The organism is Marinobacter sp. DY40_1A1 (genome assembly GCF_016597815.1).
GTDB lineage: Bacteria > Pseudomonadota > Gammaproteobacteria > Pseudomonadales > Oleiphilaceae > Marinobacter > Marinobacter xiaoshiensis.
On sequence record NZ_VCHA01000003.1, the window covers coordinates 492045 to 510201 of the forward strand.

General features: G+C 55.6%; 15 protein-coding genes and 1 pseudogene. All 16 read right to left on the reverse strand.

Annotation, left to right across the window (positions count from 1 at the left end; translation table 11 throughout):
- Positions 1-918 carry a UDP-3-O-acyl-N-acetylglucosamine deacetylase gene (gene lpxC, locus FFI61_RS10735; RefSeq protein WP_200370295.1) on the reverse strand — a complete coding sequence of 306 codons (918 nt, stop codon included), beginning with the start codon at positions 916-918 and terminating at the stop codon, positions 1-3.
- Between the two features lie 323 nt (positions 919-1241).
- Positions 1242-2283, reverse strand: a pseudogene (gene ftsZ, locus FFI61_RS10740) (cell division protein FtsZ); the annotation flags it as partial.
- Positions 2284-2380: 97 nt separating this feature from the next.
- Positions 2381-3616, reverse strand: a complete 1236-nt coding sequence (gene ftsA / locus FFI61_RS10745; protein ID WP_200202074.1) for a cell division protein FtsA — start codon at positions 3614-3616, stop codon at positions 2381-2383.
- Positions 3617-3652: 36 nt separating this feature from the next.
- Positions 3653-4492: a cell division protein FtsQ/DivIB gene (locus FFI61_RS10750; RefSeq protein WP_200202075.1), complete on the reverse strand. Its 840-nt coding sequence runs from the start codon at positions 4490-4492 to the stop codon at positions 3653-3655.
- Positions 4485-5450: a D-alanine--D-alanine ligase gene (locus FFI61_RS10755; protein WP_200370359.1), complete on the reverse strand. Its 966-nt coding sequence runs from the start codon at positions 5448-5450 to the stop codon at positions 4485-4487. The genes FFI61_RS10750 and FFI61_RS10755 overlap by 8 nt, the downstream gene beginning before the upstream one ends.
- A gap of 1 nt (position 5451) precedes the next feature.
- Positions 5452-6897, reverse strand: coding sequence for a UDP-N-acetylmuramate--L-alanine ligase (murC, locus tag FFI61_RS10760; RefSeq protein ID WP_200370299.1), 1446 nt, complete (start codon positions 6895-6897; stop codon positions 5452-5454).
- Positions 6890-7996: an undecaprenyldiphospho-muramoylpentapeptide beta-N-acetylglucosaminyltransferase gene (murG, locus tag FFI61_RS10765; RefSeq protein WP_200202077.1), complete on the reverse strand. Its 1107-nt coding sequence runs from the start codon at positions 7994-7996 to the stop codon at positions 6890-6892. Before murG ends, murC begins: the two co-directional genes overlap by 8 nt.
- Positions 7989-9191, reverse strand: a complete 1203-nt coding sequence (gene ftsW, locus FFI61_RS10770; RefSeq protein ID WP_200370301.1) for a putative lipid II flippase FtsW — start codon at positions 9189-9191, stop codon at positions 7989-7991. The genes murG and ftsW overlap by 8 nt, the downstream gene beginning before the upstream one ends.
- Positions 9191-10546 carry a UDP-N-acetylmuramoyl-L-alanine--D-glutamate ligase gene (gene murD / locus FFI61_RS10775; protein WP_200370303.1) on the reverse strand — a complete coding sequence of 452 codons (1356 nt, stop codon included), beginning with the start codon at positions 10544-10546 and terminating at the stop codon, positions 9191-9193. The genes ftsW and murD overlap by 1 nt, the downstream gene beginning before the upstream one ends.
- A 15-nt stretch (positions 10547-10561) precedes the next feature.
- On the reverse strand, positions 10562-11647 hold the full coding sequence (gene mraY / locus FFI61_RS10780; protein ID WP_200202080.1) for a phospho-N-acetylmuramoyl-pentapeptide-transferase: 1086 nt from the start codon (positions 11645-11647) through the stop codon (positions 10562-10564).
- On the reverse strand, positions 11632-13026 hold the full coding sequence (locus FFI61_RS10785) for a UDP-N-acetylmuramoyl-tripeptide--D-alanyl-D-alanine ligase (RefSeq protein ID WP_200370305.1): 1395 nt from the start codon (positions 13024-13026) through the stop codon (positions 11632-11634). Before FFI61_RS10785 ends, mraY begins: the two co-directional genes overlap by 16 nt.
- The gene (locus FFI61_RS10790) at positions 13023-14507 is read right to left on the reverse strand and encodes a UDP-N-acetylmuramoyl-L-alanyl-D-glutamate--2,6-diaminopimelate ligase (RefSeq protein WP_200370307.1); all 1485 of its coding nucleotides are present in this window, start codon (positions 14505-14507) and stop codon (positions 13023-13025) included. Before FFI61_RS10790 ends, FFI61_RS10785 begins: the two co-directional genes overlap by 4 nt.
- A gap of 4 nt (positions 14508-14511) precedes the next feature.
- Complete coding sequence (locus tag FFI61_RS10795; protein WP_200370309.1) at positions 14512-16251, reverse strand: peptidoglycan D,D-transpeptidase FtsI family protein; 1740 nt, start codon at positions 16249-16251, stop codon at positions 14512-14514.
- A gap of 32 nt (positions 16252-16283) precedes the next feature.
- Positions 16284-16688 carry a cell division protein FtsL gene (gene ftsL, locus FFI61_RS10800; RefSeq protein ID WP_200370313.1) on the reverse strand — a complete coding sequence of 135 codons (405 nt, stop codon included), beginning with the start codon at positions 16686-16688 and terminating at the stop codon, positions 16284-16286.
- A gap of 2 nt (positions 16689-16690) precedes the next feature.
- Positions 16691-17674, reverse strand: a complete 984-nt coding sequence (rsmH, locus tag FFI61_RS10805) for a 16S rRNA (cytosine(1402)-N(4))-methyltransferase RsmH (RefSeq protein ID WP_200370315.1) — start codon at positions 17672-17674, stop codon at positions 16691-16693.
- On the reverse strand, positions 17671-18123 hold the full coding sequence (gene mraZ / locus FFI61_RS10810; RefSeq protein WP_200202086.1) for a division/cell wall cluster transcriptional repressor MraZ: 453 nt from the start codon (positions 18121-18123) through the stop codon (positions 17671-17673). The genes rsmH and mraZ overlap by 4 nt, the downstream gene beginning before the upstream one ends.
- Positions 18124-18157 lie beyond the last annotated feature (34 nt).

An 18157-nucleotide genomic window follows, 5' to 3' on the forward strand; every position in this document is an offset into this window, starting at 1 on the left:
TTAAGCCGGCACCGCCAGCACAGGTTTCATATAGGAGATAGGTGCGGTCTCTTCGTTATCGAAGGTTACCACTTCCCATGCATCCTCTTCCGCCCTGAGCTTGCGCAGCAGCTTATTATTCAGATCGTGACCGGACTTGATGCCACGGAATTCACCAATCAGGCTATTGCCTAACAGGTAAAGATCACCGATTGCGTCCAGTACTTTGTGCTTGACGAACTCATCCTCATAACGAAGGCCGTCTTCGTTCAGGATTTTGTAGTCGTCTACCACAATGGCGTTATCTACACTGCCACCTAGCGCCAGATTCATCGCTCGAAGCTTTTCAATGTCACGCATGAACCCGAAAGTTCTTGCGCGGCTGACTTCCTTCACGAAAGACGTGCTTGAAAAGTCTACCGTCGCGGTCTGGGCACGGCCCTTGAACACCGGATGATCAAAGTCGATGCCGAAGCTCACCTTGAAGCCCTCAAACGGCAGGAAGGTAGCCTTCTTGTCGCCTTCTTCAACAGTGACTTCCCGCTTGATGCGAATGAATCGCTTGGCCGCTTCCTGCTCGGCAATGCCGGCAGACTGCAGCAGAAAGACGAATGGGCCGGCAGAACCGTCCATGATCGGCACTTCTGCAGCGCTCAGTTCCACATAGCAGTTATCGATACCGAGACCAGCCATGGCTGACAACAAATGCTCAATTGTCGCCACACGGACACCGTCTTTTACCAGCGTCGTGGACAGCATGGTCTCACCCACATTTTCAGCGCAGGCCAGAATCTCGACCACTGGGTCCAGATCGGTGCGGCGGAAAATGATTCCCGAGTCTATCGGCGCAGGCTTCAGGGTAAGGTAAACCTTTTCCCCTGAGTGCAGCCCGACACCGGTAGCACGGATCGTGTTTTTAAGTGTCCGTTGTCTGATCATCGGTTCGTTATTCCGTAAAAATTGGCGATATTCTAAACAAAACTGTGTGTCGAGAATACCAAAAAATACGACTGATTGCCATTTGCGCGGCTCAAAATTGCTTAAATTTTAAACAACATGACCGCAACAGCCAGCGTATCGTTATCCGGGCTCGTGATTGATGATTACAACAATCACTCCAGACCGGATGTCATTTGCAACAGATTATCAGTCAGCCTGTCTGCGAAGGAATGCGGGAATATCGAGATAGTCGACACCCTGCTCTTCACTTTCTTTGCTCTGATCAATCGCCACATTACCGTGAGATACCGCACGGCGACGCAGGATTGCTGGGCGATCCAGCTGTTTGTAATCTGTTTTGCCGTCCAGGGAGCGGGTGTTATCCACCACCTTGGTAGGCTTTTCACGGTCTCCGCCCAGGCCTGTGGCAACCACGGTCACCTTCAGCTCGTCGGTCATCTCCGGATCGATAACGGTACCTACAACAACGGTAGCGGAATCGGATGCAAACTCACGCACAATGTCGCCAACCTCGGAGAATTCGCCCAGGTTCAGATCCATACCGGCAGTAATGTTGACCAGAATACCCTTGGCACCCTGCAAGTTGACGTCTTCCAGCAGCGGGCTGCGGATGGCCGCTTCGGCAGCTTCCCGCGCACGGTTCTCACCGGTGGCGGTTGCCGTACCCATCATTGCCATGCCCATCTCGGACATGACTGTCTTAACGTCCGCAAAGTCAACGTTGATCATACCGTTGCGGGTAATCAGATCAGCAATACCCTGAACCGCCCCAAGCAGAACGTCGTTCGCAGCAGCGAATGCGTCCAGCAGGCTGGTCTTTTTACCCAGGACCGCCAGCAGCTTTTCGTTAGGGATGGTAATCAGCGAGTCAACGCATTCTTCCAGCTCTCTGAGCCCTTCTACGGCCAAGCTCATGCGCTTGCCGCCTTCAAAGTTGAACGGCTTGGTTACCACGGCAACGGTCAGAATGCCCATTTCCCGCGCAACTTCTGCAACCACAGGTGCAGCACCGGTACCCGTGCCACCACCCATTCCTGCGGTGATGAACACCATGTCCGCGCCTTTGATGGCTTCGGCGATACGGTCGCGATCTTCCAGAGCAGACTGCCGCCCGATTTCAGGATTCGCGCCTGCGCCCAGACCTTTCGTGATGTTACCGCCCAACTGAATGATCTGGCGTGCATCCATACCAGCCAATGCCTGGGCATCTGTGTTGGCGCAGATAAAATCTACACCCTCAATGTCACTGTTCAGCATGTGCCGTACGGCGTTACCGCCACCACCGCCCACACCGATTACCTTAATGACAGCGTTTTGTTGGACATTATCGACTAGTTCAAACATTCCCCTTCCCCTTCGTGCTGTTTTCAGCCTTGTTCCAGGCTGTTAATTCGAGATTGTATTTTTCGAGATACCTTCGTTTACTGCCTTCCCGGAACCGTCAGAAATGACCGGTAAACCAGGCTTTCATGCGCTCAAACAGCGAGGGTGCGTCTTCACCCTTGAGCACCGGTACCCGGCCAAGATCCATCTGCCGGAAACCATGAATCAATAACCCCACGCCGGTGGCGTAGATAGGGTTATTAACAACTTCTGTCATGCCGGACACTGCGTGCGGACACGCCAAGCGTACCGGCATATGGAAAATTTCTTCAGCAAGCTCCACCACGCCTTCCATGGTGGAGGAGCCGCCTGTAATCACGATTCCCGCCGGAATCATGTCTTCAAATCCTGAACGGCGCAGCTCTGATTGCACGAGGGTAAACAGCTCCTCGTAACGGGGCTCTACCACTTCTGCCAAGGCTTGCCGTGAGAGATCCCTCGGTGCCCGGTCGCCAACGCTGGGCACCTTGATGGTTTCATCTGCGCCAGCCAGCTGAGTCAAGGCACAGGCATACTTGATCTTGATTTCTTCTGCGTTCTGCGTGGGCGTACGCAGAGCCATGGCTATGTCGTTTGTAACTTGATCACCAGCAATGGGAATAACAGCGGTGTGGCGAATGGCCCCGCCGGTGAACACGGCAATATCCGTGGTGCCGCCACCCATATCCACTACACAGACACCCAGTTCTTTTTCGTCATCTGTGAGAATTGCGTGGCTCGACGCCAGCTGCTCCAGAATGATGTCGTCGGCTTCTAGACCACAGCGGCGAATGCACTTTTCAATATTCTGGGCTGCGTTGACGGCACAGGTAACCAGGTGCACCTTCGCCTCCAGACGCACACCGGACATACCCATTGGCTCTTTGATGCCCTCCTGGTTATCAATCACAAATTCCTGCGGCAAAATGTGCAGGATCTTCTGATCAGCAGGAATGGCGACGGCCTGTGCAGCGTCTATAACCCGGTCGATGTCAGCCTGAGTCACTTCCCGGTCACGAATAGCGACGATGCCGTGGGAGTTGAGGCTCTTGATATGACTGCCTGCAATCCCTGCATACACAGAATGAATGCGACAACCGGCCATCAGCTCGGCTTCCTCAACCGCTCGCTGGATTGCCTGAACCGTGGTTTCGATATTAACCACCACACCCCGCTTCAGACCCCGGGAAGGATGGGAACCAATACCCACCACCTCAATGGTTCCGTCCATCTTGCGTTTGCCGACAATAGCAACCACTTTCGAGGTTCCAATATCGAGGCCGACAATCATGTTTTCCGTTTCAACCGATGACATGCGTTCCACCAAACCGTAGGTCTGAATTTACTGTTTCTATGTTTTCGGGCCGGAAGCAGCCTGCGCCTGCTTCCATTGAACCGCCACACCATTGGTGTAACGGGCATCTACCCGGCTAACTTCATCCGACCGCGATATCAGCCGGTTTTCGTACACTGTGATAAAGCGCTCAAAGCGCTTCGCGACCTGATCCCGGCCGAGTACCACTTCAATTCCATTTGAGAGACTGAGCGTCCAGGCACCCCGCCGTTCAAGTGAAAGCCCTGCGAATCCCAGGCCGTGCCCGACCAACTTGTCACTCATGGTGCGCGCCATGTCGATCACATCACGCACCCGCTCATCGGGGCCCGCAAGCTGTGGCAACCTTCCCGCAACTTCCGGGTTTGGCGGCATGAACAGCTCACCAGTGCGGCTAACCAGGCGGCCGTCCGTCCAGTAAGCCAGCGGCCTTTTCTCCCGGATGTTAATTTCCAGTCGATCCGGCCATACGCGTCGCACCGCTACGGTTTCAACCCAGGGGCGCCTTTCAAGATCTGCCTTGATGTCCGAAAGATCCGTCGAAAAGTAGCTCTTACCGATCCAGTTGCCGGCCTGACGTTCAATGGCAACGCGGCTATCGCCGACAAAATCGCCATTCACATCAATAGCCAGAATTTGTTGATCCATGGCCCCCAGCACTTTGCCCGTTGCCCAAGGCACAAGGCCCGCCGCTAGCAGAATCGCAATGCCCATACCGGCCTGAAGCCAGGGCACCGCAGCCAGAATTGCTTTTAACACTCCAAACCGGTCCTTCTCGGGGCCGAGGGTTGTTGCTCCCCGGCGCCGGGGAGGGTCGGACGGTATCGCCCGGCTCCGGATTAGCAGTGTGTCAAGCATCGGCTCCCTCCAACGTGTCGTGCAAAATCCTCACAACCAGTTCTTCAAAACTGATGCCAGCAGCTTTTGCCGCCATTGGCACCAGGCTGTGATCAGTCATGCCCGGAACTGTGTTGACTTCCAGAAGCCAGAATTCACCCTCTGCATCCTGCATGATGTCTACACGGCCCCAAGTGCGGCAGCCCACGACCCGGAATGCCTCCAGCGCAAGATTCTGCAACTTCGCTTCATCCTGAGGCGACAGACCGCAGGGAATCCGATAACGGGTGTCGTCCGCCAGATATTTCGCGTCATAGTCGTAGAACACGTGATCGGTGCTCAAGCCGATGGCCGGCAGAGCCTTGTCCTGCAATAAGCTGACCGTAAACTCAGGGCCTTCAACCCACTCTTCTACCAACACTTGGGTATCCAGTGCGGCGGCAGCCTCGTAGGCTTCTACCAGCTCTGCAGCAGTATTCACTTTGCGGATTCCAATGCTGGAACCTTCCCTTGACGGCTTAACACTCAAAGGCATGCGCAACGCTTGAACAATCTGTTCGGCGTCACTGGCTGCCGTCATGGTTCTGAACTTCGGTGTTGGCAAACCACAGCCAGCAAACACGTACTTGGTTCGCAATTTATCCATCGCCAGAGCGGAAGCCATTACCTCACTGCCGGTATAAGGAATTCCCGCCTGAGCAAGAATGGCTTGCAGGGTTCCGTCTTCTCCGCCACGGCCATGCAGGGCAATGAAGACCCGGTCAAAGTCCGGATTTTCTGCAGTCTTCAGAAGACACCCCTGAACATCCATTGCAAAGGCATCTACGCCCGCAGAAATCAGAGCTGCGAGAACCGCCTTGCCACTTTTGAGGGAGACATCCCGCTCAGCCGAGTCCCCGCCCATAAAAACAGCGACGCGCCCAAGCGCCTTAACCACCTCTGGATCGGCCTGATACGCCGGTATTCCGGGATGCTGCATATCACTCACCTGAAACAACTCCTTGCGCCGCCAACCGGATCGCTATCCCGCCAATGTCCCCAGCACCCTGGGTAATCAAAAGATCGCCGTCTTGCAAAACGTTGGACAGCAAACCCTCAATCTCACGGTTATCTTCGACAAATAGAGGTTCTATCTTGCCCCGCTGCCTTATGCTGCGGCACAAGGCCCTGCTGTCGGCACCAGGAACTGCAGTTTCTCCGGCAGAGTACACATCCATCAGCAGCAGACCATCAACCTCCGACAACACTCGAACAAAGTCCTCATACAAGTCACGAGTCCGGCTGAATCTGTGGGGCTGGTACAGCATCACTATGCGACGCCCGGGCCAGGCACCCTGAGCAGCACGAATGACTGCCTCGACCTCTGTAGGGTGGTGTCCATAGTCGTCCACCAGAGTGATGGTGCCTTTGGGTATTTTGTAATCGCCGTAAACCTGAAAGCGGCGGCCAACGCCGGCAAAGGCTGCCAGCCCGCGACAAATTGCTTCATCTGCAATACCGTCATCCGTCGCCACAGCGATCACGGCCAAGGCGTTCAGAACGTTGTGCCGCCCGGGCATTTTGAGTTCCACAGTAAGGTCGCTTCGGCCGCCGGGGCGTTTCACCACGAAATGAGTTCTCAAACCATCAGAAACAATATTCTCAGCCCGATAATCTGCATCCTGGTTACTGATGCCATAGGTGATGATGGCACGGGAGATTCGGGGGATGATTTCGTTCACATAGGGATCATCCACGCACATCACAGCCAATCCGTAAAAAGGCAGGTTATGAAGGAAATCCACAAACGTTTGTTTAAGCTTTTCCACGTCGCCGTCGTAGGTGTCCATATGATCGGCTTCGATGTTGGTGACCACTGACACGGTCGGCGTCAGGTGCAGAAAGGAGGCATCGCTCTCATCCGCTTCAGCAACCAGATATCGGGACCCACCCAGCTTGGCATTGGTACCTGCACTGTTCAGTTTGCCGCCGATCACGAAAGTGGGATCAAGCCCGGCTTCACCCAGCACCGACGCAATCAGGCTGGTTGTAGTGGTTTTGCCATGGGTTCCGGCTACGGCAATGCCGTGGCGGTAACGCATGATTTCCGCCAGCATTTCAGCACGGGGCACAATAGGCACCCGCCGACTGCGGGCCGAAACCATCTCGGGGTTGTCAGATGCAACAGCAGACGACACTACAACCACGTCGGCCTTAGCGCTGTTTTCCTCACGGTGGCCAATGTGAATCTCAATGCCCATGGCTTTGAGACGATCTGTAACTACACCTTGTTTGATGTCTGAGCCAGACACGTCGTAGCCCTGGTTTTTCAGCACTTCTGCAATGCCACTCATGCCGGCACCACCGATACCCACAAAGTGAATGTGGCGAATCCGGCGCATTTCCGGTACTTGAAAAGCAAGCGGCGGATTGTTTGTATCAGCCATTAGCGGCCTCCAGGCAATAATTTACGACTCGCTCCGTTGCATCGGGGCGAGCCAAAGTATGTGCAGCCTTAGCCATTTCCATGACTCGGGCGCGATCCCCGGCAAGGTCGCCAAGGGTTTCTGCCAGCACGGCCGGTGTAAGCCGTGACTGTGGTATCAGGATGGCCGCTTTGGCACTCACCAATTGCTGACCATTTTTCGTTTGATGATCGTCCACCGCATGGGGGAATGGCACCAGCACTGCGCCGATTCCTGCGGCACACAATTCAGATACCGTCAGTGCGCCAGCGCGGCACAACACTACGTCGGCCCAACCGTAGGCTTCCGCCATATCCTTAATAAACGGTTCAACATCGGCACTCACGCCGTGCTGCTCATAAGAGGCGCGGGCATCTTCAAGATGTCGTTCCCCACACTGATGCCGCACCTGTGGTCGCTCCTGTTCTGGCAGCATTGCCAGGGCTTCTGGCAATTGCTGATTGAACACCTGGGCACCCAAACTGCCACCGATCACCAGAATTCGCAGCGAATTGTTCTGATCTCCGGATTCGTTCGAGCGCCCGGCCATTCTTTCTTCCGGGGACGCTAAGGTCGCCAGATCTTCCCGCACCGGATTACCGGTACACCGGGTGACCACGTCTGTTCCAAAACTTCCCGGGAAGGCTTCCAGCACTGTTTTTGAAAACCGCACCAGAATCCGGTTGGTCATTCCTGCAATGGCATTCTGCTCATGAATCACTAGCGGCGTTTTCGTAAGCCAGGCTGCCAAGCCTCCAGGGCCAGTCACAAACCCACCCATGCCAACCACACAATCCGGGCGAATGCGGCGCATGATGGTGAACGCTTCACCCAGCGCACGCATCAGGCGGAACGGCGCTGCCAGCAAAGCAAGCTTGCCTTTTCCCCGGAGCCCCGAAATGTGGATCAACGACATAGGTATGCCAGTGTCAGAAATCAACCGTTCCTCCATGCCGCCGACAGCACCCAGCCAGTGCACTTCATGCCCCTTGGCTTCGAGTGCCCGTGCCGTGGCAAGTGCTGGAAACACGTGGCCACCAGTGCCTCCAGCCATCATCAGAAAGCGGCGAGGTTCATTCATAGCGCGCACCTCCTCGCTTCCGGGGGGCCGTCTTTTCCGAAGCCTGCTTTTCCTTATCCAGCCGTTCCATTTCAACCCGAGCGAGAATGCCGATACACACACAGCTGATCATCAAGCTGGAGCCGCCATAACTCACCAACGGCAAGGTCAGCCCTTTGGTGGGAAGCAATCCGGTACTGACTGCCATGTTGATTCCGGCCTGCAAGCCGATCAGCAATGTGATGCCGTAGGCGAAGCAGGCACCAAACGGCATATCTGCCTTTTCTGCCCGCCGTGCAATCACGAATCCGGTTACAACCAGCACAGTAAACAGCCCCAGCACGATCAGTGAGCCAATCAGCCCGAACTCTTCCGCGATGATGGCGAAAATAAAGTCTGTATGAGCCTCCGGCAGGAAGAACAGCTTCTGTATTGAGTTTCCGAGGCCAACGCCACTCCAGTCGCCGCGACCAAAAGCAATCAATGACTGTGTTAGCTGGTAGCCGCTGTCGAACTGATCTTTCCAGGGGTCGAGGTAACTCACTACGCGCTTCAGCCGGTAGGGCTGCGTCAGTACCAGAATCACCCCAAGCACCACCAGAATGGCGATCAGCGGTACAAACCGGCTAAGCCGCACACCGCTAAGGAAAATCATGCCCGCAGCTGCGGTCACCAGAACCACTGTCGCCCCAAAGTCAGGCTGAATAACCAACAAGGCAGATGCCACGCCAAGAACGACCAGCGGCTTCAAAAAGCCCGGCCAGGTATTCAGCAACTCATCGCGGCGCCTTACAACGTAGCCGGCCAGGTATGCAATCAGGCATAGCTTTGCCACTTCCGACACCTGCACGTTGAATAGCCCAAAGGGGATCCAGCGCGTAGAACCGTTCACGGTGCGGCCCAGAGGCGTAAGAACCAGAACCAGCACCAGCAGGCCTATTCCGAGCAACAACCAGCCGCTGCGCTCCCACCAGGCCACTGGTACATTGACCGACACCAGCGCCAGCATGCAGCCCATGACTGCAAACATAAGTTGGCGAATCACATAGTGATAACCATTGCCCATGGTCTCTACTGCCAGGTCCATGGAAGCAGAGGAAATCATCACAACCCCGATAATCAGCAAGGCGACCGAGCTGATAACCAGAACCGGCAGGGGCTGAATTTCGCCCAACCATTGGGTCCTTACGGGTGCTGCTGATAGCCCTAACTGCATCAGTTCACCTCCCGCAGTGATTGGACCTGGGTGCGGAATTGCTCACCACGATCCATATAGTCCGCAAACATATCGAAGCTCGCGCAAGCGGGGGAAAAGAGTACCCGATCGCCTTGCTGCGCAAGCTCGGCAGATTTTTCCACCGCAGCCTTCAAGGTTTCGGCCCGGTATACCGGCGTCTCGGAGGCCAGAGCCCCAGCAATACGATCTGCATCGCGGCCAATCAATACAACCGCGCGGCAACCGTCACTGACGGGGGCCGCCAGCTCTGTAAACTCGGCACCCTTGCCTTCTCCACCAGCAATCAGCACGAGTTTCCCTTCGCCTTCCGGCACCAGGCTTTTTATGGCGGCGACGGTGGCTCCAACATTCGTGCCCTTGGAGTCATTGATGTAATCCACGCCTGCAAGCCTGCGCACAAGCTCACAGCGGTGCGGCAACCCACTGAAGTTCCGCGCGCTATCCAACATGATGTCCATTGGCAGTCCCGCGGCCTGCCCAAGTGCCAACGCAGCCATTACGTTGCTGAGGTTGTGCCAGCCCATCAGTTTCAGCTCGCTGGCATTGAGCAGGTTATCGAAGCCGAAGGTCAGCCATAGGCCCTGATCGTCTTCCCGGGTACTGAACGTTTGCGGGTTCACCCGATTAAAGCCAAAACACACAAACCGCAGGTTGTCCCGCGCCATGGGAGTGCTGAGCGCATCGTCCAGGTTCACGATAGCGTTCTTGCAGCCCTGGAAGATTCGTTGCTTTGCCTGGAAATAAGCCATCTTGTCCGGATAGCGATCCAGATGATCATCACTGACATTCAGCACGGTTGCCGCCAGCGCATTCAGACCTGTAGTGGTTTCCAACTGAAAGCTGGAGAGTTCAAGCACGTACAAGTCGGCGCCCAGGCCCAGCAAATCCAGTGCCGGTGTGCCGATGTTTCCGCCAACCTGAACCTTGCGACCCGCAGAACGAGCCATCTCACCCAATAAAGTGGTAACAGTGGTTTTGCCGTTGGAACCTGTTATGGCCACAACAGGTGCGTCGGCAGCCTCAGCAAACAGATCAATATCGCCCCGTATGCGCGCGCCCTGCTCAGCGGCGTAGGCTACAGCCGGCTCAGCAATGCTGATTCCCGGGCTTACGATCAGTTCGTTGAACCCCGCAAATAGTTCGGGGCTGAACGATCCAAGATGGACAGAAACATCAGGCCACCCGGCACGAAGGTCATCCAGGCACGGCGGCGCTTCGCGGCTATCCGCCACGGCAACCTCTCGCCCCTGCGCAGTCAGATAGCGCACGCAGGAGAGCCCGGTTTTACCGAGCCCTACTACCAGTGTGCGACGATCTGAAGTGATGACACTCATAATCAGTCCGGCTTCCTATCGTAATTTCAGACTGGACAAGCCAATCAGAACGAGAATTACAGTGATGACCCAGAAACGCACAATCACACGCGGTTCTGGCCATCCTTTAAGTTCAAAATGATGATGCAGTGGTGCCATCCGGAATATCCGGCGACCAGTCAGCCGGAACGAGGCAACCTGAAGGATCACTGACACTGTTTCCATCACAAACACGCCGCCCATGATGAAAAGAATGATTTCCTGGCGCACGATCACTGCGACCACACCCAAAGCTGCACCCAGGGCCAAGGCACCAACGTCACCCATGAATACTTGGGCGGGATAAGTGTTAAACCAGAGGAAGCCAAGACCGGCGCCCACGAGGGCCCCGCAAAAGACAATCAGTTCGCCGGTACCCGGCAAGTGCGGGATCAGCAGATAATTTGCGAACTGCACGTTGCCGGATACGTAGGCGAAAATGCCCAAGGCACCTGCAACCATGACGGTGGGCATGATTGCGAGGCCATCCAGACCATCTGTCAGGTTCACCGCGTTGCTGCTACCGACAATCACAAAATAAGTAAGCAGGATAAAGAGCACCGGCCCGAGGGTCAGTGACACATTTTTAAGAAATGGCAGGTACAACGAGGTTTCCTGGGGCAAAGCGGAACTGAAGTACAACACTATGGCTGCGGCTGCACCAATCAAAGACTGCCAGAAGTACTTCCACCGTGCAGGCAGGCCACGAGGGTTGCGCTCAACCACTTTCCGGTAATCATCCACCCAGCCAATAGCGCCGAACAGCAAGGTAACCAGCAACGTCACCCATACATAACGGTTGGACAGGTCCGCCCACAACAATGTGCTGATGCCGATAGAGACCAGGATCAGCGCGCCGCCCATGGTTGGCGTTCCAGCTTTACTGAGGTGTGTCTGGGGACCATCATCACGAATCGCCTGACCAATCTGATACTGACTCAGTTTGCGGATCATCACTGGTCCGATAAGCAAAGAGATCAGGAGCGCGGTTAACGTGCCCAGAATTCCGCGCACGGTCAGGTACTGAAACACCGTCAGCGCCGAAAAATAGTCTGAAAGAACCCCTGTCAGCCAGAGCAACATGCTTTATTCACCTTGTTTATAATTCCATCCGCCACGAGATCCATGGCGGAACTTCTGGACCCTTTAACCAGCACGGTCATTGGCCGCTCTTTAGCCCGATAAATGACCTGCACGGCCTCATCGTGTGTTTCATACATCTCTGTCGCTTCACCAAAACCCTCGGCGTAGCCTTCGCAGCCGGGACCTACCGTTACCAGGCGGGCAATGCCCAACTCCGAAGCAAAGGCACCCACTTCACGGTGAAGTTCGCGAGCGGTTGGCCCGAGCTCGCCCATCGCTCCTAAAACCGCAATATGCGCGCCTTGGCGCTTTGCCAGAACACCCAACGCTGCTTTCATGGAGGCCGGGTTTGCGTTGTAACTGTCATCAATAACTGACAATTCTCCCGGAAGATTGACTACCTGGAGGCGCCCACATGCTGGCTGGACCCCGGCCAAACCGTCTTTGATTGCCGAATCCGTTGCACCCAGCTCACGGGCTGCTGCAATCGCCAGCAGAGCGTTGGTTACGTTGTGTTCACCTTCGAGGGGCAACAGGAACGTGAGCCCCCATCCGTCAGGCCCTGCACACACAACTTCCGCCTGCAGACTTTGCTTTGGTTCGACAGCTGCGCTGTAGTCTGCCTCGGAGTGCCCCAAGCGGCTGACACTGACAACCCGTCGGTTCCCGGCTCGGGCAAGCCACTGTTCAAACGCAGGGTCATCCCGGTTCAGAACCACCAGACCCGCATCGCTAACGCCTTCGATAATTTCGCCCTTGGCCTGCACGATATTCTCGTAACTGCCAAAGCCCTCGAGGTGAGCTTCCCCCGCATTCGTGAGAATCACAACCTGAGGTTTGGTCATTGCAACGGTATGGGCGATTTCACCAATCCCGCTGGCACCTAATTCAACAACACCATATTCGTGCCTGGGCTCCAGGCCGAACAGGGTCAAGGGCACACCAATGTGATTGTTCAGATTGCCGCGGGTCGCAAGGGTTTCCCCCATACGCGCCAGAATGGCAGCGACCAGTTCTTTAACGGTGGTTTTGCCACTGCTACCGGTAATAGCAACCAGCTTCGCGTCGCTTTCATTACGATTGCCGGCGGCCAGAGCCCCCAGTGCTTCAACGGTGTCCGCCACAACCAACTGAGGCATACCGGGACCGCTATCAGCCGGCGTATCAACCACGGCAGCACTGGCACCCAGCTTCTGCGCAGCCTGTAAAAATTTGTGGCCATCAAAGTTGTCACCGCGCAGGGCGACAAATAGCTCACCTGCTTTCAATACGCGCGTGTCTGTGGACACGCCAGTGAACTGAACCGCATCCAGCCCCTGCGACACACACTTTGCGCTGGTAAAACACACAGCCTCAGCAATAGAGAAGGCGCGCATCATAGGTCTGCCCCCTCAATATTCAAGCATTGGCGTACATGATTTGCATCGCTGAACGGGAGCTTCTGACCCGCTATCTCTTGCCATGATTCGTGGCCTTTACCTGCAACAAGAACCAGGTCATCTGGCGCTGACATGCTAATGGCTGTGCGAATTGCCTCGGCCCGATCGTGAATGACTGTTGCGGCTTCCGGCCGGGAGAAGCCCGCCAGAATGTCCCGCACAATCTCTACCGGGCTTTCTGTCCGCGGGTTGTCGTCTGTAACGATAATGACATCGGCGCACTTTTCAGCTTCTTTCGCCATTTCAGGCCGCTTGCCGCTGTCCCGGTCGCCACCGCAACCAAATACACAGATCAGCTTGCCTGTTACATGAGGCCGCAGCGCCGCTAAAGCATTCGCAAGCGCATCGGGTGTGTGCGCATAATCGACCACAGCGCGAACGCCGCTTGCGCCACAGAAACGCTCAAGCCGTCCGGGCGGCGGTGTTAACAACTTTACCGCCTGCTGCACCTGCTCAACCGTAACGTTCAGGGTCATAACCGTTGCAATTGCCGCAAGCACGTTGCTGGCATTGAAACTCCCCATCAGCGGCGCGGAAAAGCCAAATTCGCCCCACTCGCCATCAACCACAGCATCAAAGCCGTTATCTGTGGGACGAAATTCTTTCAGCCACAGCTCGACTTCGGATTCGTGAAGGCTGTAGCGAATGCGATCACACTTACCTTCAAGCTTTTCATAGAGCTGACGGCCAAAGGGATCATCAAAATTTATTACCGAGAAGTGCACATCCTCACGCTCGAACAATCGTGCCTTGGTCGCACCGTAGGACTCCATTGAACCGTGATAGTCCAGATGGTCCCGCGTCAGATTGGTAAACACGGCACCGGTTATTGCCAGGCCGTCTACTCTGCCTTGATCCAGACCATGGGAAGACACTTCCATCGCTGCTGCGCGGCCGCCACTGGCAAGAATGCCCGACAAAGCACGATTAATCTGAGCCGCGTCAGGCGTAGTATGGCTGGCCTTCTGCAAGGAACCGGGCATGCCGTAACCCAAAGTCCCCAGAACACCACAGGGCGTGTCTGCCGCGCCTAGTAACTGGGCGATGTAATGGCTCACCGAGGTTTTTCCGTTGGTACCGGTAACGCCGATCAACCGCAGCCTGCGCGAAGGGTGCTCGTAAAAGCGGGCTGCAATTTTCCCCAGTAGTTGTCGGAGTTCCGGAACAGGCACAATCAATGCACCCCGATATTCCTGGCACTCGCCGCTGCTCTCCGTTTCCAGAAGCACAACTGTGGCGCCTGCCGCTATTGCTTGATCCACATACTGGTCAGCCGGCGTCTTTGCGCCTGCCAAAGCAACAAATGCATCTCCGGAACGAACTTCACGGCTATCCGTTTGCAGCCCGTGGATGGTCACATCGAAAACAGAAGGCACGGGCGCAATACCCTGCAACAACGTACTGAGAGATGTTATGCACATAGGCCTACCCCCTCGCCCCGATGTTTACCGGCTGCCGACTTGTTGCGCCAACCTCCAGCTCAGGCTTTACGTTAAGCAGACGCAGCGCATCGCTCATCACCCGAGAAAACACTGGCGCGGCCACTTCGCCGCCGTAGTATTCACCTGACTGCGGCGCATCCACTGCTACAACTGTGACAATTCTTGGGTTGTCGATGGGGGCCATACCGGCAAAAATTGCCTTGTACTGGCTGTCTTCGTAGCCTTGGGCACCAACCAGATGAACCGTTCCTGTTTTGCCTCCGGCACTATAAAAGCCAGGCTGAGCACGTTTGCCAGAACCTCTGGAAACCACTTCTCCCAGCATTGCCCGAACATCACTTGTTACCCGCTCGGAAAGAACCCTTTCACCAATAGGCTTTTCGTTCAGCTTCATCAGGCTTAGGGGGTAACGCACACCGCCATTGGCGATAACCATATAGGCCTGAGCTAACTGAAGTGCGTTCACACTCATTCCGTAACCGTATGAGAGCGTTGCTTCTTCGGAGGGGCGCCACTTCGGTGGTGCTGGCAATACCCCTACAGCTTCTCCCGGAAATCCAATACCAGTTGGCTGACCGAACCCGAGGCGGGCGTAGAGGTTGCGAATCGTGTCACCACCTAGTTCCGTGGCGATCTTGCTGATACCTACGTTGCTCGATTTCACAATAATGTCTGTAAGGCTAATAACGCCGTAGTTCCGGTAGTCGCGAATTGTGAACCTGCCGAAGCGCCGATAACCTGGTGAGGTATCAATGGTTTCATTCGCGGTGTATTGCCCGGATTCGAGCGCAGCTGCCATAGAGATGGGCTTCATGGTTGAGCCGGGCTCAAACAAATCAGTAATGGCTTTGTTGCGGAGATTTTCCGATGCGAACTGGCTGCGATCGTTGGGGTTATAGGACCCCTGATTGACCATCGCGAGCACTTCACCTGTCTCGACGTCCAGCATCACAAGAGTGCCGCCACGGGCCTTATGCGCACTAACCACAGCTTTCAGCTCGCGATAAGCCAGATACTGCAGGCGCAGATCTATGCTGAGTTCAAGATTGTGACCAGGAGCCGCATCACGGATCAGCGCCAGATCCTTGATGATCCGCCCCCGATTATCCTTCAGAACACGTTTGCGTCCCGACTCACCAGATAGCCAATCGTTATAAGCCAGTTCCAAGCCTTCCTGGCCACGCTCGTCGATGTTGGTAAACCCGACGATATGCGATGTCACCTCGCCCGCAGGATAATAACGGCGATATTCCTGCCGCGTGTAGATACCGGGAATATCCAACTCCATCGCTTTTGCAGCCAGCCCGGGCTGCACCTTTCTGCGCAGATAAATGAATTCGCGGCCAGCGTATGTTGCCAGCCGCTCCCGCAGCCTGGCTTCACTGATGTCCAGCACCCGAGCCAGATTGGTCAGGCGTGGCTCGGCGGGATCGGTCTCGGAAGGGTTGGCCCAGAGTGTCTGAACCGGGGTACTTACAGCCAGGGGCTCACCATAACGATCGGTCACTACGCCACGGTGGGCGTCAATGGTCTCTACGCGAATCGTGCGCACGTCACCCTGCTTGCGCAGAAAATCGTTATCCACAACATGCAGATCAACCAGACGCCATCCAAGGGCCAGCACAACAACCAGAAACACACCCAGCACAGAGCCAAAGCGCCAGGCTTTCAGGCCCGCCGCGACTCTCTGGCTCAATGTTCTTGCTGACTCCTGATTGGACAATCAGATCACCCTGAAGTTGTTATTGTTGTAAATTACCGGGATGCCAGCGGCGACATCAGGGGCACCAGAACAATATCCTGACGCCCAGGCACCACCATATTGAAACGTTCTGCCGCTAGCCGCTCGACGCGACCGTGGCCACCCATGGAGCTTTGCTCCAGAAGCAACTGACTCCATTCGGCCTGAAAACTGTCACGCTCTGCCTGCAGCTGAGACAGGGTATTGAACAGCGCGCGGTTCTCATGGGCACTCACAACAACACCTATGGACGAACCCACAAGCAGCACAGCCAAGCCCAGAGACACCAAAACATTTTTTTGGCGCGTGGCATCGAAAACCCGTCGGGAGATTCGCACAGCTGCCACGACACCCTCACGAACCTTTTCCTTGTTCAACTTTGCCGGCTTTACAGCCGTTTCTATGGCTATGGCGCCCATAATTACGCGCTCCCCTGCGACGTCTTTGTATTGTCGATACGCTCAAGAACCCTCATAACAGCACTACGGGCCCGAACATTCTCACTAACCTCACCGGCACCGGCCTTGCTCGCCTTGCCTATCAACCTGAAATCCGAAGTCTCCTGTGCCGCCGTTACCGGAATACCCTTGGGTAACCTGGGGCCGCGAGCGAGATCTCGCATAAAGCGCTTTACCAGCCGGTCTTCCAGCGAGTGAAAACTGATCACAACCAACCGTCCACCAGGCGCAAGCCTGTCGACCGCCGCCTGCAACCCGATTTCCAGATCTTCCAACTCGCGATTTATAAAGATTCGTATCGCCTGGAACGTCCGGGTTGCCGGGTGTTTATGCTTCTCTTTCCTGGGCACGGCTTCGCTGACCAATGCGGCCAACTGAAGTGTTGTTTCGATCGGTGCTTCTTTACGCCGCTCAACGACCTGCCGAGCAATGCGGCGGGAGAATTTCTCCTCGCCGTAGCGAAAAATCACATCTGCAATTTCCTGTTCTTCGGCATACATCAACCACTCTGCCGCACTTGGCGACTGCTGGGGGTTCATGCGCATATCAAGGGGACCATCACGCATAAAGCTGAAGCCTCTGGACGCATCATCCAGCTGCGGCGACGAGACACCAAGATCCATCAGCACGCCATCAACCTGCTCCCAACCTGCTTCAGACACAGCGCGGCCGAGCTCAGCAAAGGAGCCGTGAAAATACTTGAAACGGGAATCGGCTTCCGCAAGCTTTTCAGCTACGAGGATCGCCTCGGGGTCTTTGTCGATGCCCAGCAACTGGCCAGAGGTACCCAAACACCCCAAAACGAGCTGACTATGCCCACCGCGGCCGAATGTTGCGTCTACATAGCTACCATCGGGATCGCTGACCATATAGTCGACCGCCGAATCCAGGAGCACCGAGCGATGGGAAAATTCCGCTCCGGCCTCCGGCTTGCGATCAGAGGTCATAGGGAAAGCGCCTCCATCTCGGGCGGAATGTCTTCATCGCATGAAGTCTCGTCCAGCCATTCGAACCAACGCTCTTCACTCCATAACTCCAGCTTCTTGCCCTGCCCGACGAGCATCAGCTTTTTTTCCAGATTGGCGTGCCTGCGCAAGGTTGGTGGTACCAGAATGCGACCGGCCGAGTCCATTTCCATGGGCGCTGCATTACCTAAGACCAGGCGCTGCAGACGACGAACTGGCTTTTTCATGTTGGGAAGATCTTCGATCTTCACACGAAGAATCTCCCACTCAGGCTCCGGGTAAACCAGTACACAGCGCTCTTCATCAGCATTTGCAGTCAATACAATGCGGCCACCACAGGCTTGCGCGAGGGTCTCGCGCACCTTGGCGGGGATCGCCAAGCGACCCTTTGCATCCATATTGATGGCATGACTGCCGAGAAAATTGCTCATTTACACCGTCTCTGGAGACTCAAATTCCACAAAT